19 protein-coding genes and 1 pseudogene are annotated in these 24506 nt (G+C 66.8%); 8 read left to right on the top strand and 12 right to left on the bottom strand.

Going from position 1 to position 24506, the window contains the following annotated elements:
* Window positions 1–52 precede the first annotated feature (52 nt).
* Both JHD80_RS28535 and JHD80_RS00875 read right to left on the bottom strand, forming a co-directional pair.
* Window positions 53–127 (bottom strand): annotated as a pseudogene (locus JHD80_RS28535) (cysteine hydrolase); the annotation flags it as partial.
* Window positions 128–332: 205 nt separating this feature from the next.
* Complete coding sequence (locus JHD80_RS00875; protein ID WP_199084478.1) at window positions 333–4067, bottom strand: vitamin B12-dependent ribonucleotide reductase; 3735 nt, start codon at window positions 4065–4067, stop codon at window positions 333–335.
* A gap of 893 nt (window positions 4068–4960) precedes the next feature.
* Here JHD80_RS00875 and JHD80_RS00870 point away from each other — a divergent pair.
* The gene (locus JHD80_RS00870; protein WP_199084477.1) at window positions 4961–5371 is read left to right on the top strand and encodes an NADH:ubiquinone oxidoreductase subunit NDUFA12; all 411 of its coding nucleotides are present in this window, start codon (window positions 4961–4963) and stop codon (window positions 5369–5371) included.
* Window positions 5372–5558: 187 nt separating this feature from the next.
* Window positions 5559–6200, top strand: coding sequence for a DUF2155 domain-containing protein (locus JHD80_RS00865; protein WP_199084476.1), 642 nt, complete (start codon window positions 5559–5561; stop codon window positions 6198–6200).
* 23 nt (window positions 6201–6223) lie between these two features.
* Here the strand turns inward: JHD80_RS00865 and aat are convergent, their stop codons facing one another.
* Both aat and gyrA read right to left on the bottom strand, forming a co-directional pair.
* A complete protein-coding gene (aat, locus tag JHD80_RS00860) occupies window positions 6224–6844 on the bottom strand; it encodes a leucyl/phenylalanyl-tRNA--protein transferase (RefSeq protein ID WP_248311324.1) in 621 nt (206 codons plus the stop codon).
* A gap of 422 nt (window positions 6845–7266) precedes the next feature.
* Window positions 7267–10074 (bottom strand): DNA gyrase subunit A, encoded by a 2808-nt coding sequence (gyrA, locus tag JHD80_RS00855; protein ID WP_282568344.1) that lies wholly within the window; start codon window positions 10072–10074, stop codon window positions 7267–7269.
* A 211-nt stretch (window positions 10075–10285) separates the two neighbouring features.
* Between gyrA and JHD80_RS00850 the strand changes: the two genes are divergently transcribed.
* The 6 genes from JHD80_RS00850 to JHD80_RS00825 all read left to right on the top strand — a co-directional run bounded on the left by JHD80_RS00850 (window position 10286) and on the right by JHD80_RS00825 (window position 14253).
* Window positions 10286–10918 (top strand): MarC family protein, encoded by a 633-nt coding sequence (locus JHD80_RS00850; protein ID WP_199084474.1) that lies wholly within the window; start codon window positions 10286–10288, stop codon window positions 10916–10918.
* Between the two features lie 377 nt (window positions 10919–11295).
* Window positions 11296–11553 carry an acyl carrier protein gene (locus tag JHD80_RS00845; RefSeq protein WP_199084473.1) on the top strand — a complete coding sequence of 86 codons (258 nt, stop codon included), beginning with the start codon at window positions 11296–11298 and terminating at the stop codon, window positions 11551–11553.
* A complete protein-coding gene (locus JHD80_RS00840) occupies window positions 11550–12758 on the top strand; it encodes a beta-ketoacyl-ACP synthase II (protein WP_199084472.1) in 1209 nt (402 codons plus the stop codon). Before JHD80_RS00845 ends, JHD80_RS00840 begins: the two co-directional genes overlap by 4 nt.
* A gap of 163 nt (window positions 12759–12921) precedes the next feature.
* Window positions 12922–13236 carry an ArsR/SmtB family transcription factor gene (locus JHD80_RS00835; RefSeq protein WP_199084471.1) on the top strand — a complete coding sequence of 105 codons (315 nt, stop codon included), beginning with the start codon at window positions 12922–12924 and terminating at the stop codon, window positions 13234–13236.
* The gene (locus JHD80_RS00830; protein ID WP_199084470.1) at window positions 13233–13592 is read left to right on the top strand and encodes an SRPBCC family protein; all 360 of its coding nucleotides are present in this window, start codon (window positions 13233–13235) and stop codon (window positions 13590–13592) included. Before JHD80_RS00835 ends, JHD80_RS00830 begins: the two co-directional genes overlap by 4 nt.
* A gap of 49 nt (window positions 13593–13641) precedes the next feature.
* Window positions 13642–14253 (top strand): ATP-dependent Clp protease proteolytic subunit, encoded by a 612-nt coding sequence (locus tag JHD80_RS00825; protein WP_199084469.1) that lies wholly within the window; start codon window positions 13642–13644, stop codon window positions 14251–14253.
* Window positions 14254–14360: 107 nt separating this feature from the next.
* Here the strand turns inward: JHD80_RS00825 and JHD80_RS00820 are convergent, their stop codons facing one another.
* From JHD80_RS00820 to JHD80_RS00785, 8 genes are all read right to left on the bottom strand, one after another.
* Window positions 14361–15539: an E22 family MetX-like putative esterase gene (locus JHD80_RS00820; protein WP_199084468.1), complete on the bottom strand. Its 1179-nt coding sequence runs from the start codon at window positions 15537–15539 to the stop codon at window positions 14361–14363.
* A 76-nt stretch (window positions 15540–15615) separates the two neighbouring features.
* Window positions 15616–17370, bottom strand: a complete 1755-nt coding sequence (locus tag JHD80_RS00815) for an AsmA family protein (protein WP_199084467.1) — start codon at window positions 17368–17370, stop codon at window positions 15616–15618.
* Between the two features lie 96 nt (window positions 17371–17466).
* Window positions 17467–19152: an ABC transporter permease gene (locus tag JHD80_RS00810; RefSeq protein ID WP_199084466.1), complete on the bottom strand. Its 1686-nt coding sequence runs from the start codon at window positions 19150–19152 to the stop codon at window positions 17467–17469.
* Window positions 19149–20159: an extracellular solute-binding protein gene (locus JHD80_RS00805; RefSeq protein WP_199084465.1), complete on the bottom strand. Its 1011-nt coding sequence runs from the start codon at window positions 20157–20159 to the stop codon at window positions 19149–19151. The genes JHD80_RS00810 and JHD80_RS00805 overlap by 4 nt, the downstream gene beginning before the upstream one ends.
* 479 nt (window positions 20160–20638) lie before the next feature.
* Window positions 20639–21736, bottom strand: a complete 1098-nt coding sequence (locus tag JHD80_RS00800; protein WP_199084464.1) for a DUF2865 domain-containing protein — start codon at window positions 21734–21736, stop codon at window positions 20639–20641.
* 141 nt (window positions 21737–21877) lie between these two features.
* The gene (locus tag JHD80_RS00795; RefSeq protein ID WP_199084463.1) at window positions 21878–22288 is read right to left on the bottom strand and encodes an MAPEG family protein; all 411 of its coding nucleotides are present in this window, start codon (window positions 22286–22288) and stop codon (window positions 21878–21880) included.
* A 69-nt stretch (window positions 22289–22357) separates the two neighbouring features.
* Entirely contained in the window at window positions 22358–23851 is a 1494-nt protein-coding gene (gene guaB / locus JHD80_RS00790; protein ID WP_199084462.1) for an IMP dehydrogenase, read from the bottom strand.
* A 264-nt stretch (window positions 23852–24115) separates the two neighbouring features.
* Window positions 24116–24433, bottom strand: a complete 318-nt coding sequence (locus JHD80_RS00785) for a hypothetical protein (RefSeq protein WP_199084461.1) — start codon at window positions 24431–24433, stop codon at window positions 24116–24118.
* Between the last annotated feature and the right edge of the window lie 73 nt (window positions 24434–24506).

The following is a 24506-nucleotide window of genomic DNA, read 5'->3' as shown; positions in this document are numbered from 1 at the left end:
AGTTCACATACAGCTCCATCAGCGCGTCGTGCGTTGCGTCAGATGAGCTTTACAAGGCGTCCGTCACCAGCACGACCCGCAGGCCTCGATCAACGGCTCCAAGCACCGTCGCGAGAACACCTGCATCGTCGCAAGCCTCGCCGAACCCTCACCACCGACGGCCAGAAAAAAGCCTGCCGCGAGGTGCGGCAGGCTGATGTGTCAATTGCGGTGCTCTGGTGCGTCAATAAGGCAAACTTTGGTTCCACTCACACAACCAAAGCGTGCGCTGGAACAAAACTTTGGCTGCTCAAAACAGAACTTTGGGTCTGCCTTCAGGTCGTAGATGCCCCTTACGAGCACCCAGTCGTGCTCCCGCACGTGTTGCACTTCAGGCAGGTGCCGTTGCGGACCAGCGTGAAGTTTCCGCATTCGCCGCACGAGTCGCCGACATAGCCCTTCATGATCGCCTCGGCCCGGCGCTCCGATTGGGTCGGCTGGGCGGCGGGCGCCGCGAAGCCGAGCTTGGCCATTTCCGCTTCGCCATAAGCCTCGGGCTCTTCCTTCAGCGCGGTGGCGCCGGCGGTGGCGAGGCCGGTCGCGGAAGCGACCGAGCGGGCGACCGCGTCGTTCGCAGCGTGGCTTCCCTGGCCGCCGCCCTGGATGGCGAGCAGGTTGATCGGCTTGCCGCGGCGGAAGCCGGTGGAGGCGAGGGGGGTCGAGGTGACCGGGGTCGCATCCGGCGCCTTGTCCTGGCCGACGCCGCTGCCCATCACGTCATGGCCGATCTCGCTGGGGTCGACATGGGCGAGGTCGTTGCGGCCGAGATAGGAGATCGCGAGCTCGCGGAAGACGTAGTCGAGGATCGAGGTCGCGTTCTTGATCGACTGGTTGCCGGCGACGAAGCCCGAGGGCTCGAACCGGGTGAAGGTGAAGGCCTCGACATACTCCTCCAGCGGCACGCCGTATTGCAGGCCGAGCGAGACCGCGATGGCGAAGTTGTTCATCATCGCCCGGAAGGCCGCACCCTCCTTGTGCATGTCGATGAAGATCTCGCCGAGGCGCCCGTCCGAATACTCGCCGGTATGGACATAGACCTTGTGGCCGCCGACCGTGGCCTTCTGGATGTAGCCGGTGCGGCGATCCGGCATCTTCTCGCGCTCGCGCTTGCGCTCGATGCGCTCGACGATGCGTTCGACGATCTTCTCCGAGATCTGGGTGGCGCGCGCCGCCATCGGCGCCGCGACCAGCGTCTCGACGGCGTCGTCGGCGTCCTCGTCCTCATCCGAGATCAGCGCCGAGTTCAGCGGCTGCGAGAGCTTGGAGCCGTCGCGGTAGAGGGCGTTCGCCTTCAGCGCCAGCTTCCAGGAGAGCATATAGGCGCTCTTGCAGTCCTCGACCGTGGCGTCGTTCGGCATGTTGATGGTCTTGGAGATGGCGCCCGAGATGAAGGGCTGCGCCGCCGCCATCATGCGGATATGGCTCTCGACCGAGAGATAGCGCTTGCCGATGCGGCCGCAGGGATTGGCGCAATCGAAGACGTTGTAATGCTCGGTCTTCAGGTGCGGGGCGCCTTCCAGGGTCATCGCGCCGCAGACATGGACGTTGGCGGCCTCGATCTCGGCCTTGCTGAAGCCGAGGAAGGGCAGGAGCTCGAACGACATGTCGTTCAGCTTCTCGGCCGGGACCTTGAGCGTACCGGTGAGGAAATCCTCGCCCAGCGTCCACTTGTTGAAGACGAACTTGATGTCGAAGGCGCTCTTCAGCCCCTTCTCGATCGCCTCGATCTTCTCGTCGGTGAAGCCCTTGCTGCGCAGCGTCGAGGGGTTGACGCCCGGCGCCTGCTTCATCGAGCCGTGGCCGACGGCATAGGCCTCGATCTCGGCGATATCGGCCTCGCGGTAGCCGAGCGCCCGCAGCGCGTCCGGCACGGCGCGGTTGATGATCTTGAAATAGCCGCCGCCGGCGAGCTTCTTGAACTTCACCAGCGCGAAATCGGGCTCGATGCCGGTGGTGTCGCAATCCATGACGAGGCCGATCGTGCCGGTCGGCGCGATCACGGTGGCCTGGGCGTTGCGATAGCCGTAGCGCTTGCCTTGCTCGAGCGCCTCGTCCCAGACGATGCGGGAGCGCTCCGCCATGGTGACGGCCGAGCCGCCGAGGCGGGCGAGGGTGGCGTGGTCGAGCGGGACCGGGGTGACGCTCAGGCCTTCATAACCGTCTGCGAGGCCATGGGCCGCCGTGCGGTGGTTGCGGATGACGCGCAGCATGTGGCTGGCGTTCTTCTTGTAGCCGGGGAAGGGGCCGAGCTCGCCGGCCATCTCGGCCGAGGTCGCATAGGCGACGCCGGTCATGATCGCGGTGAGCGCACCGGCCAGCGCACGACCCTCGTCGGAGTCGTAGCCGAGGCCCATGGTCATCAGCAGGCCGCCGATATTGGCGTAGCCGAGGCCGAGCGTGCGGTATTCGTAGGAGAGCTCGGCGATCTCGCGGCTCGGGAACTGCGCCATCGTCACCGAGATCTCGAGCACGACGGTCCAGAGCCGGCAGAGATGCTCATAGGCCGCGACGTCGAAGGCCTTGGTTTCCGTGTCGTAGAACTGCAGCAGGTTGGCCGAGGCCAGATTGCAGGCGGTGTCGTCGAGGAACATGTACTCGGAGCACGGGTTGGACGCCCGGATCCGGCCGGAAGCCGGGCAGGTGTGCCAGTCGTTCATCGTCGAGTTGAAGTGCAGGCCGGGATCGGCCGAGGCCCAGGCGGCGTAGCCGATCTTCTCCCAGAGGTCGCGGGCCTTCAGCGTCTTGTGGACCTTGCCGGTGGTCCGGGCGGTCAGATTCCAGTCATTGTCGTTCTCGACGGCGCGGAGGAAGTCGTCGGTCAGCGAGACCGAGTTGTTCGAGTTCTGGCCGGAGACGGTGAGATAGGCGTCGGAATCCCAGTCGGTGTCATAGGTGTCGAAGGAGATATCCTTGTAGCCCTGCTTGGCGAACTGGATGACGCGCTTGATGTAGTTGTCCGGCACCAGCGCCTTGCGGGCGAGCTTGATCTCGCGCTTCAGCGCCGGGTTCTGCTCGGGATCGAAGCAGCTGTCGCCATCACCCTCGCAGTTCACGCAGGCCTTGAGCACGGCCTTCATATGCTTCTTGACGGTCTTGGAGCCGGTGACGAGGGCGGCGACCTTCTGCTCCTCCTTCACCTTCCAGTCGATATAGGCCTCGATATCGGGATGGTCGGCATCGACCACGACCATCTTCGCGGCGCGGCGGGTGGTGCCGCCCGATTTGATGGCGCCGGCGGCGCGGTCGCCGATTTTGAGGAAGGACATCAGGCCCGAGGACTTGCCGCCGCCGGCGAGCTTCTCGCCTTCGCCGCGCAGCATCGAGAAGTTCGAGCCGGTGCCTGAGCCATACTTGAACAGGCGGGCCTCACGGACCCAGAGGTCCATGATGCCGCCCTCGTTGACGAGATCGTCCTGCACGCCCTGGATGAAGCAGGCATGCGGCTGCGGATGCTCGTAGCTCGACTTCGACTTCACCAGCTTGCCGGTCTTGAAGTCGACGTAGAAATGGCCTTGGCTGGGGCCGTCGATGCCATAGGCCCAGTGCAGGCCGGTGTTGAACCATTGCGGCGAGTTCGGCGCGACGCGCTGGGTCGCGAGCATGAAGCGCAGCTCGTCATGGAAGGCCGCGGCATCCTCCTCGGAGGAGAAATAGCCGCCCTTCCAGCCCCAATAGGTCCAGCAGCCCGCGAGGCGGTCGAAGACCTGCTTGGAGGAGATTTCGGAGCCGTAGCGCTCGCCCTCGGGCAATTCGGCGAGAGCCGCCTCGTCGGCGACCGAGCGCCAGAGGAAGGAGGGAACGTCGTTCTCCTCGAACTTCTTCAGGCGCGCTGGCACGCCGGCCTTGCGGAAATATTTCTGCGCGAGCACGTCGCTCGCCACTTGCGACCAGGTCTCGGGGACCTCGATGCCTTCCAGCCGGAAGACGACGGAGCCGTCCGGGTTCTTGATCTCGCTGACGGCCGATCGGAACGGAATCGCGGAATAGGGCGACTGTCCGGCGGTGGTGTAGCGGCGCTCGATGCGCATGATCTTCGTCCCTTGATCTGCCGCGGGCCTGCTTCGCAAGCCACGCGCGGCCGGTTGATCACCGGCTCCTGATGTCAGCCCAAACTCGGTTCGATGCCCTGTGGGTCCCGGCGGTGTAGCCCCGCCGATGGTCCCGGACGCGCCCAAAATGCCCGCGCAAATCCGTTCGCTTCCGCTGGTGATGGCGGATGCGGCGGCAGGCCCGGAACACACTGGAAAACTAGGGTTTCGCAGTCATCCAGAGGGGGTGCCGCCGGCCGTCATGCGATGGTCAAAATCTAGTGCAGATCCCAGTCGGTCGTCAAGGAATAGTGCCCCGCGATCCCTGTGGACACGACATCTGGTAGGGATATGTGGGTTATGGGGATAAGTTGCAAGGCCGTCGCTAAGCCCCGGAAATCGCCGGGGAATCGGATGCGCGTCGGCAAGATTGCCACAGTGTGGGAGGAAGCGCAGTCCCTAAAATCCCCGCTATTCATGGTTGACGAGTGGTGAAGCCGATGCGCCGAAGGCCAGCCGCGTGCAGCGCTTTCAAAGCCGCCCGGAAGTGGCTGATCTCGGGCCGTTTCCGTGAGAATGCAGGCTTCGACGCCGGTCCCGAATCGCGGCCGAATCGTGGCGAGCGACTCGCTGCGCGCCGAGATTGAGCGATCGGCTTAAAGCGACGTTGGGTTGCCTGGGCCATGCCGGCTGCAGCGTGATCCAGTCCTGGAGACCCGCCGGCTCCGAGCCGCTGATCGCGATGTCCCGGCCATCATGAGCCTGATGCGCTGCGATCCGGGTGAGAAACCGCGCGGTTTCGGCGCGGTCGGCTTATCGCGGACTGGACAGTAGGCGGTGCGGGAGCCATAAGTCGCGCGATTGTTTTGCACTGCGCGCACGGACTGAGGACAATGAAGGACTGGCTGCTGCAGATCTTCACCTGGTGGAATGGCCAGACGATCGGCACCCGCTTCCATACCTGGCGCTTCGGCGAGCGGGTGGGCGAGGACGAGTTCGGCAATGTCTATTACCGCACCGCGGGTGGGGTGAAGGACAAGGCGCTCGGCTTCCAGCGCCGCTGGGTGATCTACAAGGGCGACGCCGAGGCCTCCAAGGTGCCGCCGGGCTGGAACGGCTGGCTGCACCACACGGTCGACGTCGCGCCCTCCGAGGAAAGCTACCAGCCGCGCGAGTGGCAGCAGCCGCACCAGCAGAACTGGACCGGCACCGCGCTGGCCTATCGTCCGCAGGGCTCGACCCTCGCCGAGGGCGAGCGCCCGGCCGCGACCGGCGACTACGAGGCTTGGACGCCGGGCCGCTGAGACAAGGTTCGCCGAGGCACGCCGCGACATACCGGGCCGCTCCTTTTGGGGCGGCTTTTTGCTTTCGGAGGGTGGCGCCGCCGGCCTACCCCAAGGTTTTGGGGGCGGTGCCCTTTTTCCGCTGCCTTTGCCGTGTTACTGCGCGCCATCGCGGTCCTTCCGCGCCGTCGAAGAGATTCGCGCACGCATGCCGTCGTTCTTTCGTTTCCCGATCCTGGCAGGCCTCGCCGCGAGCGCGATGGCGACGCTGACGGCTACAGGGCCGGCCCAGGCCGATCGCATCCGCAATCCGACCGCGGTCTTCGCCGGGCTCGACAAGATCACCGGCCGCATCATCTCCTTCGAGGTCGCGATCGACGAGACCGTGCAGTTCGGCGCGCTGCAGCTCACGCCGCGCGTCTGCTGGACGCGTCCGCCGACCGAGGCGCCGCAGACCGACGCCTTCGTCGAGGTCGACGAGGTCACGGTCAAGAATGAGTACCGGCGCATCTTCACCGGCTGGATGTATGCGGCGAGCCCCGGCCTGCACGGCGTCGAGCATGCGATCTACGATGCCTGGCTGACCGATTGCAAAGGCGGAACCGAGCTCGTCGTCGATCCCAAGGAGCCGGAGGCTCCGCCGCCGCCCGAAGAACAGCGCAAGCCGCGGACGCCGCCTCGTGACCCCAACCTGCCTCCGCCCGGGCAGCAGCCTCCGCCGCCGCCTGGCGGGCGCATCGATGTCGAGCCGCCGCGTGGCGTGCCGGTGCAGCCGCAGCGGCCGAGCCAGCGCTTCTTCCCGACCAATCCTGCGCCCGGCCGTGATCCGGCGGCCAGCGGCGGCGCCTGATTCCGCCGGCCGGCGGCCGCGCTTCAGAGCTGAGCCAGAGCCTCCCGGCCGCTGACCGGCGCCGATGCCGGCCAGGCGTTCCAGTCGCCCCGGTGGCGCAGCGCCTCGTCGAGCAGGTGGCGATAATCGTCGCGCGGGATTTCGATCGTGCCGAACTGCGCGAGATGGCCGGTCTGGAACTGCGTGTCGAGCAGGCGATAGCCGCCCCGTTTCAGCCGGGCGACAAGATGGACCAGCGCCACCTTCGAGGCGTCGGTCTCGCGGTGGAACATGCTCTCGCCGAAGAAGGCGCCGCCCAGCGAAAGCCCGTAGAGCCCGCCGACGAGGCGGCCTTCGCGCCAGCACTCCACCGTGTGGACATGGCCGAGCGCGAAGAGCGCCCCGAAGATCTCGCGAATGCGCGCGTTGATCCAGGTCTCGGCGCGATCCGGCTTGGCCTCGGCGCAAGCCGCGATGACGGCATCGAAGGCGCTGTCGACCCGGATCTCGAAACGGTCCGCGCGGACTGTCCGGGCAAGCCGCGCCGAGAGATGGAAGCGGTCGAGCGGGATGATGCCGCGGATTTCCGGCTCGACCCAGAACAGCCCGGGATCGTCGGCGCTCTCCGCCATCGGGAAGATGCCGGCGGCATAGGCGCGCAGCATGATCTCCGGCGTGATCGCGGGGGTGCGGACTGGCACGGAACGAGCCTTCATGGGCGGATGGGAGCGCGGGGCGGGGCTTCTGTCAAACGAGGGTTGCCAGGCCGGTCGTCATTGCGCGGAGCATCAGCGACGAAACAATCCAGGGGCTGAGTACGACGTTTCACCCGGTCCCCAATAATGGCTTCGCTGCGCTGACAACGACGGCGGGGTGAGGTTGCGCGACGGAAACCCAGCGTCATTCCGGACAAGCCGCGAAGCGGCGCCGATCCGGAATCCATCGCAGGGCTCGGCGCTTCACGCTGGATTCCAGGCCAAGCCCGGAATGACGACAAGGTCCCGTCGCGAACCTGACGCTCCCGCTACACCGCAAGCGCCACGGCCTCAGAGATAGCCTGAAGCCATGGCCGCAAGAGGCTGAGGGATCAGCCCTCCGTGCTCTCGGCGCCCTGAGCTTCGTCGCCAGCCTCGCCGTTCTCGCCGCCTTCGCCATCATCGTTGATGCACTCGACCGAGACGACCTTCTCGTCCTTGTCGGTGTTGAACACCGTGACGCCCTGGGTCGAGCGCCCGGCGATGCGGATACGGTTGTTCGGGCCGGCATCGACCGGCACGCGGATGAGCTGGCCGCCATCGGTCACCAGCATGAGCTGGTCCGAGTCCACTGCCGGGAAGGAGGCGACGAGCTTGCCGTTGCGGTCGTTGACGACCATGGCGACGATGCCCTTGCCGCCGCGCCCGGTGACCCGGTACTCGAAGGAGGAGGTGCGCTTGCCGTAGCCCTTCTCCGAGATCGTCAGGATGAACTGCTCGGCCGCGCCCATGGCGGCGTATTTCTCCTGCCCCAGCTCGATATCGCCCGAGGCGCTCTCCTCGGCATCGGCCTCGACCGCCGGAACGGCCTCCGTCGCCTCGTCGGCCTCGCCGTTGAGCGCACGGCGGTTGGCTGCGGCGCGCTTGAGATAGGCGGCGCGCTCGTCCGGTGTGGCGTCGAGATGGCGCAGGATCGCGAGCGAGATGACCTTGTCGCCCTTGGCCAGGTTGATGCCGCGCACGCCGGTCGAGTCGCGGCCCTTGAAGACGCGCACCTCCGGCACCGCGAAGCGGATGCACTGGCCGTCGGCCGTCGTCAGCAGCACGTCGTCGTTCTCGGTGCAGATCTGCACGTCGACGATGTGGTCGCCCTCGTCGAGCTTCATCGCGATCTTGCCGGCGCGGTTGACGTTGACGAAGTCGGAGAGCTTGTTGCGGCGCACCCCGCCCGAGGCGGTAGCGAACATCACGTCGAGCGTTTCCCAGCTCGCCTCGTCCTCCGGCAGCGGCATGATCGTGGTGATGCGCTCGCCGGCCTCGATCGGCAGCATGTTGACCAGTGCCTTGCCGCGCGCGTTCGGCGCCGAGAGCGGCAGGCGCCAGACCTTCTCCTTGTAGACCTGGCCTTCCGAGGAGAAGAACAGCACCGGGGTATGGGTCGAGGCGACGAAGAGGCGGGCGACGAAATCCTCGTCCTTGGTCGCCATGCCGGAGCGGCCCTTGCCGCCGCGGCGCTGCGCCCGATAGGTCGAGAGCGGCACGCGCTTGATGTAGCCGCCATGGCTGACGGTGACGACCATGTCCTCGCGGGCGATCAGGTCCTCGTCGTCGAGGTCGGAGCCCCAGTCCTGGATCTCGGTGCGGCGCGGCGTGGCGAAGGCAGTCTTCACCTCGGCGAGCTCGGCCTTGACGATCGACTGGATGCGGGCGCGCGAGCGCAGGATGTCGAGATAATCCGCGATCTCCTTGGCGAGCTTCTCCAGCTCGTCGCCGATCTCGTCGCGACCCAGAGCGGTGAGGCGCGACAGGCGCAGCTCGAGGATCGCCTTCGCCTGCGCGTCCGAGAGCCGATAGGTACCGTCCGGATTGATCGGGTGGCGCGGATCGTCGACCAGCGCGATCAGCGGCGCGATATCCTCAGCCGGCCAGTCGCGCGCCATCAGCGATTCATGCGCGGCGGCAGGCGTCGGCGCCGTGCGGATCAGGCGGATGACCTCGTCGATATTGGCAACCGCCGTGGCGAGGCCGCAGAGCACATGGGCGCGCTCGCGGGCCTTGTTCAGGAGGTAGCGCGTGCGCCGCGAGACGACCTGCTCGCGGAACTCGACGAAGGCGGTGATGAAGTCCTTGAGGTTCAGGACTTCCGGGCGGCCGCCGTTCAGCGCCACCATGTTGGCGCCGAAGGACGTCTGCAGCGGGGTGAAGCGGTAGAGCTGATTCAGCACGACATCGGCGACGGCGTCGCGCTTGATCTCGATGACGACGCGAACGCCCTCGCGGCTGGATTCGTCGCGCAGGTCCGAGATGCCCTCGATGCGCTTCTCGCGCACGAGATCGGCGATCTTCTCGACCATCGTCGCCTTGTTCACCTGATAGGGAATCTCGGTGACGACGATCGCCTCGCGCTCCTTGCGCATCTCCTCGATATGCGTCTTCGAGCGCATCACGATCGAGCCACGGCCGGTGTGATAGGCCGAGTGGATGCCGCTGCGGCCCATGATCGAGGCGCCGGTCGGGAAATCCGGGCCGGGGACGATCTCGATCAGGTCGTCGATCGAGATCTCGGGATCGTCGATAAAGGCGACGCAGGCGTCGATGACCTCGCCGAGATTATGCGGCGGGATGTTGGTGGCCATGCCGACGGCGATGCCGCCGGCGCCGTTGACGAGGAGGTTCGGATAGCGCGCCGGCAGGACCGTCGGCTCATGCTCCTTGCCGTCGTAGTTCGGCTGGAAATCGACCGTGTCGAGGTCGAGGTCTTCCAGCAGCGGCATCGCCGCCTTGTCGAGGCGGGCCTCGGTGTAACGATCGGCGGCGGCGCTGTCGCCGTCCATCGAGCCGAAATTGCCCTGGCCGTCGATCAGCGGCAGGCGGAGCGAGAAGTCCTGCGCCATGCGCACCAGCGCGTCATAGACTGCGAGATTGCCGTGCGGATGGTATTTACCCATCGTGTCGCCGACGATGCGGGCGCATTTGGTATAGGGCCGCTCGGGCACGTTCTTGTTCTCGTGCATCGAGAACAGGATGCGGCGGTGGACCGGCTTCAGGCCGTCGCGGACATCGGGCAGAGCGCGGCTCACGATCACGCTCATGGCGTAATCGAGATAGCTCTTCTTCATCTCGTCGGTGATCGCGATCGGCTTGATGTCGCCGCCGAAGTCCGGGGCTCCGTCGCGCTTGTCGTCGGTATCGTCGCTCAAGGGGAAATGTCCCGATTCCTGCTGGTTTTTCAGCCTTCTGGCTATCCGATTCCGGCCGCAGACGCCAGCGAAAGCGGACTCTGTCCAAGCAAAAATTCCGCCAGCGAATTCAGTGACTTACTGAAGTTTTCGAGGCGCGTTGCGATACGCCGCCATATTCCGGCCTTTCTTGGTGCGTGACGGCGGGCTTGCGGCATGCTGATGTGGCGCCATGTTCGTCGAATTCGCCACTGCCGCGCTCGTCACCATGCTGGTGACGCTCGACCCGCCGGGGCTTGCGCCGATCTTCCTGTCGCTGACGCGTGGGATGTCGGAGAGCGAGCGGAAGCAGGTTGCGATCCGGGCCTCGATCATCGCCTTCTGCATCATGGCCTTCTTCGCCGTTGCGGGCGATGTCGTGCTGAAGGCGCTCGGCGTCTCGCTGCCGGCCTTCCGCATCGCGGGCGGGCTGCTGCTGTTCTGGATCGCCTTCGAGATGGTGTTCGAGCGCCGGACCGAGCGCAAGCAGCAGACGGCGGAGACCGCGATCACGCAGGATCATATCCGCAATGTCGCGGCCTTTCCGCTGGCGATTCCGCTGATGGCGGGGCCAGGGGCGTTGACCGCTATGATCCTGCTCGCCGGCCGCGCCCATGGCGATCCGCTGCTGCTGGCCACGCTCGCGGTGATCTGCGGGCTGGTGGTGTTCTCCTGCCTCCTGGTGTTCCTGACGGCGACGCCGATCGCGAAGCTGCTGGGCGTCACCGGCAATATCGTGCTGACGCGCCTGCTTGGGGTGATCCTGGCTGCGCTGGCCGTGCAGTTCGTGATCGACGGGATCAAGGCCGCCGCGCAGGGCGGCTAGATCTCGCCGCTTGCGCTCGGCGCAGCGCAACGATCCGATGGTTTCGACATTCGGGCGAGCTTCCATCAAATTGTGATGCTCGCGACATGGAATGTCGGGGCTCGCTTTGCTGCAGGTCGATCACCGGCGATGATGCCAGAACGTTGAATGCTCCTTTCTCTCTGATATCGCTGACGTTTTCCGCCGCCGCGTACATTTCCACCCGGCCGCCGGACGTAAAAACTGATTGGCACGAAACCTGCCCCTGCCTCCGAACACGGAACAGGTCGTGCGGGAAGCGACAGGGCGTTGGTCAGCAGCGCGCGCCTTGCCTTGTAAGCACATGACTCGTTCCATCGAGGAAATGGCCGCCCGCGGCATCGTCATGCAGGTTCATAATGCAAAGTCTTGATATCGTAAGGGAAATCGTGGCGGGGCAGATCAACCGCGACCCCTCCGAGGTCACCGAACAGACCAATCTGGAAGAGGCGGGCTACGATTCCCTCGATGTCCTGGAGACGATCTTCGCCATCGAGGAGCGTTTCAAGGTCCGCGTCCCCTTCGATGCCAATGATCCTAAGCTCCGGGCGATGAAGACGGTCGGCGATATCGCGCGCATCGTCGAGGAGGCAATCGGTCAGCAGGCGCCGGCGTGAGGCGCATTGCCGTTACGGGCCTTGGCGCCGTATCCCCGGCGGGATTGACCATGGCGGCGACCTGGCAGCGCGTCCTTGCCGGGGAGAGCGCGATCGGGCCGCTGGTGCTGCCGCGCACGGATAGTCCTCCCTGTCCGATCGCCGCGCAGGTCCAGGACTTCGATGCCAATGCCCATTTCACGCCCAAGCAGTTGGGAGCGCTCGATCGCATCGCGCAGTTCGCGGTCGTCGCCGCCCGGGAAGCGGTCGCGGATGCGGGCTTCGAACGCGGTGATCCGGCGCTCGCGCAGGCGGATGTGATCATCGGCGTCGGCGTCGGCGGCATGAACACGGTCGATGACAGCTTCCACCGGATCTATGCCGAGCAGGCGCGCGGGGTCCACCCGCTCACGGTCCCCAAGCTGATGGCCAATGCTTCGGCGAGCCAGATCTCGATGGATCTCGGCCTCCACGGCAATACCTTCGCGGTCGCCAGCGCCTGCGCGTCGGGGACCCATGCGCTGGGCCTGGCCTTCCGGTCCATCCTGCACGGCGATTGCGACGTCGCCCTTGCCGGGGGCGCCGAAGCCTGCATCACGCATGGCACGCTGGTCGCCTGGAATGCCCTGCGGATCCTGTCGCGCGACACCTGCCGGCCGTTCTCGCGCAACCGCAGCGGCCTGGTCCTCGGCGAGGGCAGCGCCATCCTGGTCCTCGAGGAGTGGGAACGGGCCGTGGCGCGGGGCGCGCGCATCTATGCCGAGCTCGTCGGCTTCGCCGCCAATGCCGATGCGGGGGACCTGACCTCTCCCGACCAGCACGGCGCCGAGATGGCGATGCAGCGCGCGATGGCCAGTGCCGGCATCGCGCCCGAGGATGTCGACTACGTCAATGCCCACGGCACCGGGACGCTGATGAACGACGCCATCGAGAGCAGGGCCATTCGCGCGGTTTTCCCAGCGGCAAGCCTGCCCCTGGTCTCGTCGACCAAGGGCGTGCTCGGCCATAGCCTGGGCGCCGCCGGGGCGTTCGAGGCGCTCGTCACGACGCTTTCGCTGCATCACCAGATCGTGCCGCCGACGGCGAACTGCACCGAACCCGACGAGGAATGCGGGCTCGATGTCGTGCCCGGAGGGCCGCGGCCCGTCTCGGTGAGGCATGCGCTGTCGAACTCCTTCGCGTTCGGCGGCCTGAACGCCGTGCTGGCCTTCCGGCACCACGCGTAAATGCGATCAAGGTCTCCGGGCGGGGATGGTTCCGGCCCGGAGGTTGATCGAGATCCCAATGCCATCGGGACAGGCCCGCAGGTCGCACGCCGCGATCACGCCCACTTCCCGGTCGTGAGAATGGGCTATTGCGTATCACATAAGCAGATGCTTATGTGATGCCATGATCGAGAACGAGATCTTCAAGGCGCTGGCTGACCCGACCCGCCGCGCCATCCTCGACAAGCTGGCGGCGAGCAGCATGAACGCGAGCGCGCTGCGCGAAGGCATGGCGCTCAGCCAGCCGGCGATGTCGCAGCATCTCGCGGTCCTGCGCGGCGCGGGGCTGGTCAGCGAGGAGCGGCAGGGGCGCTTTGTGAATTACCGGGTCGATCCGGAGGGGCTCGCGCTCGTCGCGCGATGGCTGACGAAATACCGCGCCCTCTGGCCGGCGCGGATCGACGATCTCAGGACCTTGCTCAAGGAGATGGACCAATGAGCGGCGACGGCAAGGAAGCGGCGGCTGCCCGTCTCGTCTTCGCGTTCCGGTTCGACGAGCCGCCTGAAAAACTCTGGCGCGCGCTCAGCACTCCGGGCCTGCGCGAACACTGGCTGCCCGATGCGGAGCTGGCCGATCCTGAGCCGAGCGTCGTCACACCGGGAGAGGCGCTGCGCTACCGGATGCGCGACAGCGAACCGCCTTTTCTCGAAAGCGTGGTCACGTTCCGTATCGACGCCAGCGAGGCCGGCGGAAGCAGCCTGCAAGTGATCCATGAATTGACCGATCGCCGCGTCGGGCTGGATCCGATCCCGGCGAACAGCAACGCGCCGCCGGTCATGCGCGCCGCCGCCTGAGGCGGCGCGAAAACCACCATCCATTTCCCTGAGACTTTGGAGTTCGCCGATGCGCGAAGCGATGCAACTCGTCCCTATGGTCGTCGAACAGTCGAGCCGCGGCGAGCGCTCGTTCGACATCTACTCGCGGCTGCTGCGCGAGCGGATCATCTTCCTCAATGGCGAGGTCAACGACGCGATGAGCGCGTTGGTCTGCGCGCAGCTCCTGTTCCTGGAGGCGGAGAACCCGAAGAAGCCGATCCATCTCTACATCAACTCGCCGGGCGGCGTGGTAACCAGCGGCTTCGCCATGTACGACACGATGCGCTACATCCGCTCGCCGGTGCATACGCTGTGCATGGGCACGGCGCGCTCGATGGGCTCGTTCCTGCTGATGGCAGGGGAGCGGGGCGAGCGCGGGGCGCTCCCCAATGCGAGCCTGCATGTGCATCAGCCGCTCGGCGGCTTCCAGGGGCAGGCTTCCGACATCTTCATCCATGCCGAGGAGATGCGGCAGACCAAGCATCGGCTGACCCGGCTCTATGCCGAGCATTGCGGGCGCAGCTACGAGGAGGTCGAGCGCACGCTCGACCGCGACCGCTTCATGACAGCGGAAGAGGCCTTGGAATGGGGCCTGATCGACCGGATCGTTCACCGGATGGAGGAGCCGGCCGCGGCTTAAGTGACCGTTGGTCGTCATTCTCTGGCGGAGCGCAGTGGAGACCCGAGAATCTCATTCCGAAGGAGGCTCCCGCGCTCCTCCTTCATGAGATGCCCGGGCCACGCCCGTCACTTCTCGAGAAACGCCCGGATCGCGCCTTCGGCCTGCTTCATCGACATCACGCCGTCGAGATGGCCGCGGCTGCCGTCGATGGTGGCGTGGGTGATGTCGCGCCCGGCATCCTTCGCCGCCTTAACCGTGGTGGCGACCATGTCGGGCGTGAAGACGAGGTCCTTCGGCTGCGTGATCAGCAGCATCGGCGCCTTGATCTTCGCCATGCCGTCCGCGAGCGAGGTGCCGCCCGCGGCGAAGAGCTGGTTCGCCTTGACCAGGTAGAGGAAGTGGTTGGCGTCGGAGATTTTCGCGCGGGCCATGCCGGCATTGTCGAGCACGCTCTGGACTTGGAACTTGTTGGCGAGCGCCTTGCCGGGCTCCTCTCCCTCCTTGGCCGGGCGGCGGCCGAAGGTGGCATTGGCCCAGTCCTGGTGATTGGCCTGCAGGGTCACCGCCGTCAGTGCCTTGGCGAGGCCGGCCAGCGGCGGGGTCTTGCCGTAATAGTCGCCGTTGTTCCAGTTGGGATCGACGAGGATGGGCGCGGCCCAGACGTCGAGCCAGGCGATCAGCATGGCATCGGCCTCGCCGGCGCCGATCACCGGCATGGCCTTGGCAACCATCTCGGGATGGCTCGCCGCCCATTCGAAGGTCTGCAGCGAGCCCATCGAGGGGCCGGCGACCAGCGCGAGCTTCTTGATGCCGAGGCTTTCGACCAGCGCCTTCTGGACTTCGACGAAGTCGCGGACCGTGACGACGGGGAAGTCGAGCCCATACGGCTTGCCGGTATCGGGGTTGGTCGAGGCCGGGCCGGTCGTGATGGTCTTGGGATCACCGGTGCTGAGATTGACCAGCGTGTCCGAGGACAGGACGAAATATTTGTTGGTGTCGATCGCCTTGCCCGGGCCGATGATCGCGTCCCAATAGCCCGGCGCCGCGTCGCTGGCGGCATATTTGCCGGCCGCATGCGAGTTGCCGGAGAAGAAGTGGCAGATCAGCACGGCGTTGGACTTGTCGGCGTTGAGCGTGCCGTAGCTCTCCCAGCCGACGCGGACATTCTTCAGCGTGCGCCCGCTCTGGGTGGTGAAGCTCGCGAGCTCGAAGACGTTCTTCTCGACCGTCGGTTCCTGCGCTTCGGCCATGCCTGCTGTCATCCATCCTGCGAGCGCCAGCGCGCCCATGATCCACATCTTCATCGCCAGATCCTTCCCGCTGCCGCAACATGTCGCGGCCGCATGAGAGCGGATTTCGGAGAAACGCGAAAGGGCTGGATCAGCGCGTGAACTGCGTCGGCACGAGGGAGGCGCCGGTCGGGCTGAGGACGGCGTCGGGCTCGATCTCGAAGGCCGGCGCATCGACCGAGCCCTTGAGCACGAAGGGCAGCTTCAGGGCGCCGTTCACGGAGGCGAGCAGCGCGGTCATGTCGAGGAGGCGCGTGCGCAACGCGGCGCTGCCGGCGAGGTTGAAGCGGTAGTTGGCGCCGCTCATCTGCGCCTCGGTCAGGGCCAGCAGGCCGCCGGCGATGCCGGCATTGGCGGTTATGCTCTCGTAGGGCGTCTTGCCCTGCCGCCAGTCGCGCAGGGTCTGGACCGGACTGCGCTCGGCGCGGCGGAGCAACTCGGCGAGCGCGATGCCGCCGATCTCGCCCTGCCGCGCGGCGAGATTGACGCGTCCGGTGAAGGAGCCGATCAATTCGTCGAAGGTCCGGCCGACGCCGTCGAGCGCGAGCTGGGCGCCGCCGGTGCCGCTGAGGCGCGCAAGTTGCGGCAGGTCGGACGCGGCCTGCCCGATATTCACCTTGTCGAGCCCGGCCTGGATCTTGACGTCGACGCCGGCGGGAACGCCGATCGCGAGCAGGCGGCTCTTGACGCTGCCGCCATAGGCGCCGGCCCGAAGCAGGCCTGTCTCGAAACGCCCCTTCTTGACGAGCAGGTAGGTCGCGACATCGCTCAAGCGCGCCCCCTTCAGGCGAGCGGCATCGACCGAGACCCGCAGGTCGATGTCGCGCGCGGTCCAGGCGTCGAGATCGAAGGGGGCGGTATCCGCTGCATCGACGGCCGGGATCGGCAGCCGGTCGACGAGCCGGCCGAGATCGAGCGTCGCGCCGGCCAGCGTACCCGAGAGCGCGAAGCGTCCGCCGGTTTCCGCGAGCTTCATGACGCCGTCGAGCCGCTCTCCGTCGAGATTGACGACGGCGTTGTTGAACGAAACCTCATGCGGCTTCACCTGGATATCGGCCGAAACGGCGACGGCACCGAGCGCCGATGCCAGCCGCGATTCCTCGCCAAACCAGCCGAGCAGCCGAGGAAGCGATGGGGTTGAGAGCGCGAGCAGCCCGCTGATCACCGGCTCGCCCGGGCCGGAGCGGGCGCCATCGAAGCGCAGCTTCAGCAGCGGGGAGGTCGCCGAGAGGGATGCCTTCGCGTTGCCGCCGGCCATGGGCCAGAGCAGGTTGACCTCGGTCGGCACGCCACGCCAGTTCAGCGAGCCGGACAGGGCCAGCGGCTCGTTCAAGTCGCGCGCGTCGATGACGAGGTCGAGATCGCGCACGACGCTTTGGATCGCGTCGTTCGCCCGCAGGAAGAGCGAACCGGAACGGATGACGATCTTGCTCTGGCTTTGCAGGCGCTCGAACTCGGCGAGCGGCGGGCTCAGCCATTCGGCGACGCCGTCGCTGCCGGCGGGAACGGCGACGTCGATCCGGGGCGCGACGAGGTCGACCCGGTCGAAGCTGATATGCCCGCCCAGCAGCGGCAGAAGGCGCAGTTGCGCCTTGACCCGCACGGCCTCGCCCGCGAGCGTGCCGTCGCGCTGGGTGAAGGCGACCTGGGACAGGCTGATGCGGGGCAGCGGCAGGAAGGCGATTTCGGCGCGATCGAGCGCCTTGACGACGAAGCCGGTCCGTTCCTCGATCGCTCTGACGGCGGCGCGCTGGACGCGGCCGACCGCGACATCCCACGACTGCAAACCGAGCAGGCCGATGGCGACGACGAGGCTGAAGGCGATGATCGCAGCACGTCTGGTCATGGACTTCCGAATCGGCACCGGGCCGAAAGTCAGCCAGCCCCCTGGCGGGACAGGGTTTAGGCCGATGCGAAGGGCTTGTCGAGGCCGGGAAGCCGGCTATCCCGCCCGGTCTGTGCCGGTTTTGGCGAGGATGAAGGCCGGATAGAGGCCCGCGAGGATGATCAGCAGTGCCGCCAGCGCACCGTCCTCGAAGACGCCGCGCGCAGCATGGCCGTAGACCACCGTCGCCAATGTGTCGAGGTTGAGAGGGCGCAGAAGCAGGGTTGCCGGCAGTTCCTTCAGGCAATCGACGAAGACCAGCAGCGCCGCTGCGGCTATGGCCGGGCGGGCCAACGGCCAATGGATACGGCACAACACTTCCGGCCCTGCCGCGCCGAGCGCACGCGCAGCATCGTCGATCCGCGGAGAGACGCGAGCCAGCCCGCTCTCGACGCCGGAGACCCCGATGGCGAGGAAGCGCACGGTATAGGCGATGATCAGGGCGGCGCCGGAACCGATCAGGATCAGGCCCGGCTTGACGCCGAACAGGGCAGCCACCGCGTCGGCCAGCAGGTTGTCGAAGGCGGCGAGCGGGATCAGCAGGCCGAGTGCCAGAACCGTGCCCGGCACGGCGTAGCCGAGGCTCGCAATGCGGGCGAGGGGCCTCAGCCAGGTTTCGCGGCCGGAGCGGGCCGCCGTGGCGATGCCGAGGCCGAGGGCGACCACGAGGATCGACGCCAGTCCCGAAAGCAGCAGCGCATTGCCGAGCAGCCTCACCAGCGATGCGTCGAACTGCGCCAGCAGGCCGCGCTGCAGGATCTCGGTGACGAGATAGCCGATCGGCAGCGCGGCGCCGAAGAGAACGGGCAGGGCGCAGGCGAGGGCGGCCAGTGCTGCGGAGCGCCCCCGCAGCGGCCGTCGTGCGACCGGGCGGGGCTGGCGGACGGGCAGGGCGAAGCGGCGCTGCCCGCGCAGCTTCATCTCGACGAGGATCAGGGCAAAGACGATCAGCAGCATGACGCAGGCGATCTGGGCGGCTCCGGCCAGCGAGCCGCGATTGACCCAGGTCGTGTAGATCGACAGCGTCAGCGACCTCACGCCGAGATATTCGGTGGCGCCGATATCGTTCAACGTCTCCAGCAGGACGAGCGTCAGGCCGGCGGCGAGCGCCGGGCGCGCCAGCGGCAGGCCGATGCGCGAGAACAGGCGGCCTGGAGCGGCGCCGAGATTGCGGGCGGCTTCGACGATGCTGGCGCCCTGCACGCTGAAGAGCGCGCGCGTGCTGAGATAGACATAAGGGTAGAGGACAACGGCCATGATCGCGATCGCGCCCGGCAGGTTGCGCGGATCGGGAAACCAGTAGTCGCGCAGCGAGCGCCAGCCGGTGGCCGCACGCAAGCCGCTCTGGAGAGGGCCCTGGAAGCCCAGGAATTCGACGTAGATATAGGCGGTGAGATAGGTCGGCAGTGCCAATGGCAGCACCAGCAGCCATTCGAGCGAGCGCCGACCGGGGAAGTCATGCTGCGTCACCAGCCATGCGGTGCCGACGCCGATGACGGCGCAGGCGGTGCCGACACCGGCGAGGAGCAGGGCGGTCTGGACGAGGGCTGCGGGCAGGACATTGGCGGCAAGATGGGGCCAGATCTCCGCGGCCTGCCGTGACGAAAAGGCTGTGGCTACGAGGGCGAGCAGCGGCAGCGCCACGAGCGCCGCCCCGCCGATCGCGGCATAGGCAAAACGGGTCGACGGCCGCCACCGGAATGGCGACCGTCGCTTGGCGTCGAGCGGGTGGCTCAGGCTCAATTGTCGAAGCCGACCTTGTCGACGAGGTTGGCCGCGGCCTTGCGCTGCTTGGCGACCTCGGAGAGCGGCAACTGGTCGGGCGTGACGGCGCCGAGCAGCTTGACGGCGGCGGAGTCGGTCACGGCCGCATTGACCGGGAACTCGAAATTGCCGTTCGCATAGAGCGCCTGCGCCTTGTCGCCGAGCATGTACTCGACCAGCTTGACCGCGTTCTCCTTGTTCGGCGCGTTCTTGGCCAGAGCGGCGGCCGAGACGTTCACGTGGGTGCCGCCACCGGCGAAGGTGGTCTTGAGCGGCTTGATCGCGTCGAACCAGCCCTTCTGCTCGTTCTTCGCCTCGCTCATCAGGCCGATATAGTAGGTGTTGATGATGGCGATGTCGCAGAGGCCGGACTGGATGTCGCGGGCGACGTCGCGGTCGCCGCCGCCGGGCTTGCGGGCGGCATTGGCGCGCAGGGCCTTGAGCCAGGTCTCGGTCTTCTCGGCGCCGTGATGGGCGAGATAGGCCGCGAAGAGTGCGTTGTTATAGGGGTGCTGGCCGGCGCGGATGCAGAACTTGCCCTTCCACTTGGGATCGGCGAGGTCCTCGTAGGTGATCGCGTCCTGCTTGATGCGCTCCTTCGAGACCACGACGACGCGGGCGCGCTTGGTCAGGGTGACCCAGTTGTTGTCGGGGCGAAGCTGCGCCGGAACGGTCTTGTCGACGAGGTCGGACTTGATCGGCTGGGTGATGCCGGCATCGACCGCGGCGTTGATCTCGCCGACATCGACCATGAGCATGACGTCGGCCGGGCTGTTGGCGCCCTCGGCCCGGACGCGCTCCTGCAGGCCGTCCTTCAGGAACACCGCATTGACCTTGATGCCGGTATCCTTGGTGAAGGCTTCCAGCACCGGATTGAGCAGGGCGGGCTCGCGGGTCGTGTAGAGGTTCACGCCCTGTGCGAAGGCGGGAGCGGCCAGCAGGCAGGAGGACAGCGCAAGGGCATGGAGATAGGTCTTTGCGATCATTCTTCTGCTCCGTCGGTGGGCGCGATCAGCGCGACGGGCGAGCGATAAAATGCGGCCCGCGGAGCGTCAATAAAGTAATCTTTTGATATCAATGACTTACAGCGGTTTCAAGTCAGTTTATATTTTGATGAATTCTAATAAATCAGGTATTGCCTTGGAAAGACGGACAGATTTCCGGCGACGCTTGGTCGTACGTCTTTCGGATGAGGCGACTTGCCGCGGCTGAGACGAACCGGCGCTGGTATCGAAGACCGCCAGGGATTGGCGTCCGGATCGTTACCGGCCGGTTCTACCGTTGCTGTGGCGGAGCTTCGGACGGCGAAGAGGCCGGAAACCGTGAATGCCGCGCTCTCGTCATGGCCGGGCTTGCCCCGACCATCCCCGTCTTCCTTCATGCGACGGGGCGTTCAAGACGCGAATGCTCGCCAGGACGGCGAGCATGATGGTTCCGGCCGACCCAACCGGACGCCTGGAATGGCCTATCGCACCGGCAGCGGGATCAGGCGCACCGGCTCGCGCATCGTCGGCTCGACCGTGCCGCGCAGGATCGCGTCGCTGGCGAAGGCGTCATCCTGCAACTGCGCCTCGCGGACGCGCAATTGGCGGCGGACGCTGCGGGCCTGCGCCTCCATCCGGGAAATGCCGACCTGTTCGTCGATCTGCTTGCGCTGGCTCTTGCTCAGCTCCGAGGCGGTGCGGAAATCGCGGAAGTCGCGCCGGCTATAGGGCCAGCTCGAACCGCCGGTGAACGTCGAGACCTTGCCGTCGAGCACGACGCTGTCGCCCGGCCGCAAGGTGATGTCGCGCAGCAAGGAGACGCGGCGTTCGCCGGCCTGGACGATCGCGGGGCGGCAGGCGGGATCGGCCGATTTCTCATGGCTGAAGGCCATCGGCAGGGCGCTGTAGCGCTTGCCGTCGGCGGCGACGGCATCGGCGATGCCGGTCATGCCGGCCGCCGCCCGGAAGACCTTGACCGGAACGCCCGGATTCATCGCCTTGCAGATCGCCTCGTGGGCCTTCAGGTCACCGGACGAGCGGACATAGCCGATGGGCGCGTGGAAGCCGTCGCAGAGGCGCACGCAGAAGGTCTGGGCGCGGTCCGCCGCTCCCGTCACCGCATCGAGCGATGCGCTGGTGGTACCGGCAATCCTGCGCTGCCGGTCGGCGGATTTCCCGGACGATTTGCGGAAGGGGTTGAGATCGATCTGCGGCTGCGCCAGGCGGCCGTCCGGCAGCGTCTGCATCAGCGGCAGGCGCCAGCCGTTGCCGGCGGGCGCATAGGCGGTCGGCTGCGGGGCAGGGCGCGTCGAGGCGTAAGATGCGTTGCGCAGGCGCGTCTGCTCGTTCTGGCGCGCCACTTCGCGGATGTTGGCCTCGCGCGCCTCGTCGTTCTCGGCGAGGACCATCGAGGCCGTCAGCACCATACCGCCGGAGCCGAGCGCGACCCCGAGCGCGGCGAGCGCCAGCAGGCGGCCCGCGGGGTTGCGCCTTGCGATCTTCGCCTTGCCGGAAGCGGCAGCCAGAACCTCACCGTCGCGGGCGAAAACCCGCGCCGGGACTTCACGGACACGCAACATCGCGTCACTCCAAACTACGCTTGTCCACCGTCCGCCGCCATTCGGGGTGTAGTTTACTTTTCGTTAAGCTTCAACGCTTCCGGGCGCTCGGCCTGGGGAAATGGGCGGAATGCTTAACGGGAGCGGGGACGCAAGCGCCGCTCAGAGCACGGCGAGGAGGACGCCGAGCCACATGCCGACGAGCGCGATCACGCCGATGCCGTAGACCGCGCCGCGCAAGGGCAATTTGTTGGGCCCGAGATGGATCAGGGTGTGGATGACGCGGGTCGCCACATAGAGCCAGGCGAGGATCGCCATCGCATAGCTCGTGGCGCCGGTCGCCATCGCGATCATGATGAGCGCGAAGAAGATGACCGGCGTTTCGAACTGGTTGGAGAAATTCGCCGATGCGAGCCGCGCTGGGACGGGGTAGCGCTCGGTCGAGACCGAGACCTCGTCGGGGCGGACGGCGCCGCTGGTGAAGGCGGTCTTGCGACGCAGGCTCAGAACGATGCCGACGACGAAGATCCAGAAGATCATCGCCAGAGTCGGATAGATCAGCTTGAGAGTCATGGTCGCCCGTCGCCTCGTGCAGCCTTGCCTGAATCGATCAGGCCAGTGCTGCACGAAGCTATCACGGACTCAAGAGCGGGTCGGGTAGTTCGGGCTCTCGCGCACGATCGTCACGTCATGGACATGGCTTTCGCGCAGGCCGGCGCTGGTGATGCGGATGAAGCGCGCCTTGTTCTGGTAATCGGCGAGGTCCTTGCCGCCGACATAGCCCATCGCGGCGCGCAATCCACCGGCGAGCTGGTGCAACACGTTGGAGACCGGGCCCTTGTAGGCGACCTGGCCCTCGATGCCCTCCGGCACGAGCTTCAGCGAATCCTTGATGTCCTGCTGGAAATAGCGATCGGCCGAGCCGCGCGCCATCGCGCCGACAGAGCCCATGCCGCGATAGGCCTTGTAGGAGCGGCCCTGGTACAGAAAGGTCTCGCCGGGGGTCTCGTCGGTGCCGGCGAGCAGCGAGCCGACCATGGCGCAGGAGGCACCGCCGGCCAGCGCCTTGGCGAGGTCGCCCGAGTACTTGATGCCGCCGTCGGCGATGACCGGGACGCCGGCCTTCGAAGCGGCCGAGGCCGCATCCATGATGGCGGTGAGCTGCGGCACGCCGACGCCGGCGACGATGCGGGTCGTGCAGATCGAGCCCGGGCCGATGCCGACCTTGATGGCGTCGGCGCCGGCATCGATCAGGGCCTGGGCGCCGCCGGCGGTCGCGATGTTGCCGGCGATGACCTGGACCGAATTGGAGAGCTTCTTCACCCGGCTGACGGCCTCCAGCACCTTGGCGGAATGGCCATGGGCGGTGTCGACGACGATCAGGTCGACGCCGGCATCGATCAGCATCTCCGAGCGCTCGAAGCCCTGGTCGCCGGTCGTGGTGGCGGCGGCGGCGAGGAGCCGGCCGTGGACGTCCTTGGCCGCGTTCGGATGGGCGACCTGCTTCTCCATGTCCTTCACGGTGATCAGGCCGATGCAGCGATAGTGATCGTCGACGACGAGCAGCTTCTCGATGCGGAACTGGTGCAGCAGGCGGCGGGCCTCGTCGGGGCTGACACCCTCGCGCACCGTGATCAGGCGCTCCTTGGTCATCAGCTCGGAAACCGGCTGAGCCGGGTTCTGGGCGAAGCGCACGTCGCGGTTGGTCAGGATGCCGACGAGCTTGCCCTTGTGGCCCTGCGGGCCGCGCTCGACGACCGGGATGCCGGAGATGCCGTTGTTCTTCATCAAGGCCAGCGCATCGGCCAGCGTCTCGTCGGGGTGGATGGTGATCGGGTTGGCGATCATCCCTGATTCGAACTTCTTGACGAGGCGGACCTGGGCAGCCTGCTGGTCGGCATCGAGATTGCGATGGATGACGCCAAGGCCGCCGGCCTGCGCCATGGCGATCGCCATGCGCGCCTCGGTGACCGTATCCATCGCGGAGGCGATGATCGGCAGGTTCAGCGAGATCGTGCGGGTGAGCTTGGTGCGGATATCGACATCCGCCGGCATGACCTCGGACGGGCCGGGCTCGAGCAGCACGTCGTCGAAGGTGAGGCCGTCGCGAATCAGACCGTCGAGGGAAAGCGTCATCGTCAACTCCGACCGCCGGGCAAGGCCGGCTTTTCAAGGGGGCAGGGCAAGAGGCCCGGTGCCGAGTTGACGAGGCCCGTTAGCATGGGCGCAGCGGCACCGCTAGTGCACGGTCAGGATTCTTTTGCAGTGCAAAACGGCCGGGCGTGCATGGCAGGGCGTTCGGAGCGCGAAACCGAAGGGTCCGCGCCCCGAGCAGGCCTGCCAAGGCGACCGGCCGCGGCGGCGAACCGCCCTGGCCGCACCAGCCTCTGGCACCGGCGATCAGCGCCCGGATCCGGGCTGCATGACGCTCTCCGGCTTCACCCCGAAGCAGCCCCAATCAAAGAATTCGCGACCGGCGGCGTTGGCCAGGTTTTGGCAGCTCTGCAGGTGGACGCAGGCGTCGTACTGGATGCTGGCCGCCGCTCCGCCCGGAACGGTCTTGAACGGACAGGCCGCGCGCCAGTCGGCTGGAGCGGCCGCTGCAGGGGCCGTCGCCGCCGCCCCGTAGGAGAGCCCGGCGAATACCGCCAGGGCTGCGATCCGTGTGCCGAGCGAAAGCCGGCGAGGACCGGCAAAAACATCTGAAATATGCGTCATCGTACTTCTCCGCAGTTGGCGACGCGCGCCCCTCGCGACGGCCCGGCACAACCAGGCAGGGTAGAAATGGGGC

The organism is Allobosea sp. ASV33, assembly GCF_016428755.1.
Lineage (GTDB): Bacteria > Pseudomonadota > Alphaproteobacteria > Rhizobiales > Beijerinckiaceae > Allobosea.
This window is presented reverse-complemented; position numbering and strand designations above follow the sequence as displayed.

Bases quoted from the DNA above. Each gene is read 5' to 3' on its own strand.
- JHD80_RS00875 (WP_199084478.1), bottom strand. From the start codon at position 4,067: ATGCGCATCGAGCGCCGCTACACCACCGCCGGACAGTCGCCCTATTCC.
- JHD80_RS00835 (WP_199084471.1), top strand. From the start codon at position 12,922: ATGATCGAGAACGAGATCTTCAAGGCGCTGGCTGACCCGACCCGCCGC.
- JHD80_RS00800 (WP_199084464.1), bottom strand. From the start codon at position 21,736: ATGTTGCGTGTCCGTGAAGTCCCGGCGCGGGTTTTCGCCCGCGACGGT.
- JHD80_RS00865 (WP_199084476.1), top strand. From the start codon at position 5,559: ATGCCGTCGTTCTTTCGTTTCCCGATCCTGGCAGGCCTCGCCGCGAGC.
- JHD80_RS00815 (WP_199084467.1), bottom strand. From the start codon at position 17,370: ATGACCAGACGTGCTGCGATCATCGCCTTCAGCCTCGTCGTCGCCATC.
- JHD80_RS00870 (WP_199084477.1), top strand. From the start codon at position 4,961: ATGAAGGACTGGCTGCTGCAGATCTTCACCTGGTGGAATGGCCAGACG.
- JHD80_RS00805 (WP_199084465.1), bottom strand. From the start codon at position 20,159: ATGATCGCAAAGACCTATCTCCATGCCCTTGCGCTGTCCTCCTGCCTG.
- guaB (WP_199084462.1), bottom strand. From the start codon at position 23,851: ATGACGCTTTCCCTCGACGGTCTGATTCGCGACGGCCTCACCTTCGAC.
- JHD80_RS00785 (WP_199084461.1), bottom strand. From the start codon at position 24,433: ATGACGCATATTTCAGATGTTTTTGCCGGTCCTCGCCGGCTTTCGCTC.
- JHD80_RS00830 (WP_199084470.1), top strand. From the start codon at position 13,233: ATGAGCGGCGACGGCAAGGAAGCGGCGGCTGCCCGTCTCGTCTTCGCG.
- JHD80_RS00820 (WP_199084468.1), bottom strand. From the start codon at position 15,539: ATGAAGATGTGGATCATGGGCGCGCTGGCGCTCGCAGGATGGATGACA.
- JHD80_RS00850 (WP_199084474.1), top strand. From the start codon at position 10,286: ATGTTCGTCGAATTCGCCACTGCCGCGCTCGTCACCATGCTGGTGACG.
- JHD80_RS00845 (WP_199084473.1), top strand. From the start codon at position 11,296: ATGCAAAGTCTTGATATCGTAAGGGAAATCGTGGCGGGGCAGATCAAC.
- JHD80_RS00795 (WP_199084463.1), bottom strand. From the start codon at position 22,288: ATGACTCTCAAGCTGATCTATCCGACTCTGGCGATGATCTTCTGGATC.
- aat (WP_248311324.1), bottom strand. From the start codon at position 6,844: ATGCTGCGCGCCTATGCCGCCGGCATCTTCCCGATGGCGGAGAGCGCC.
- JHD80_RS00825 (WP_199084469.1), top strand. From the start codon at position 13,642: ATGCGCGAAGCGATGCAACTCGTCCCTATGGTCGTCGAACAGTCGAGC.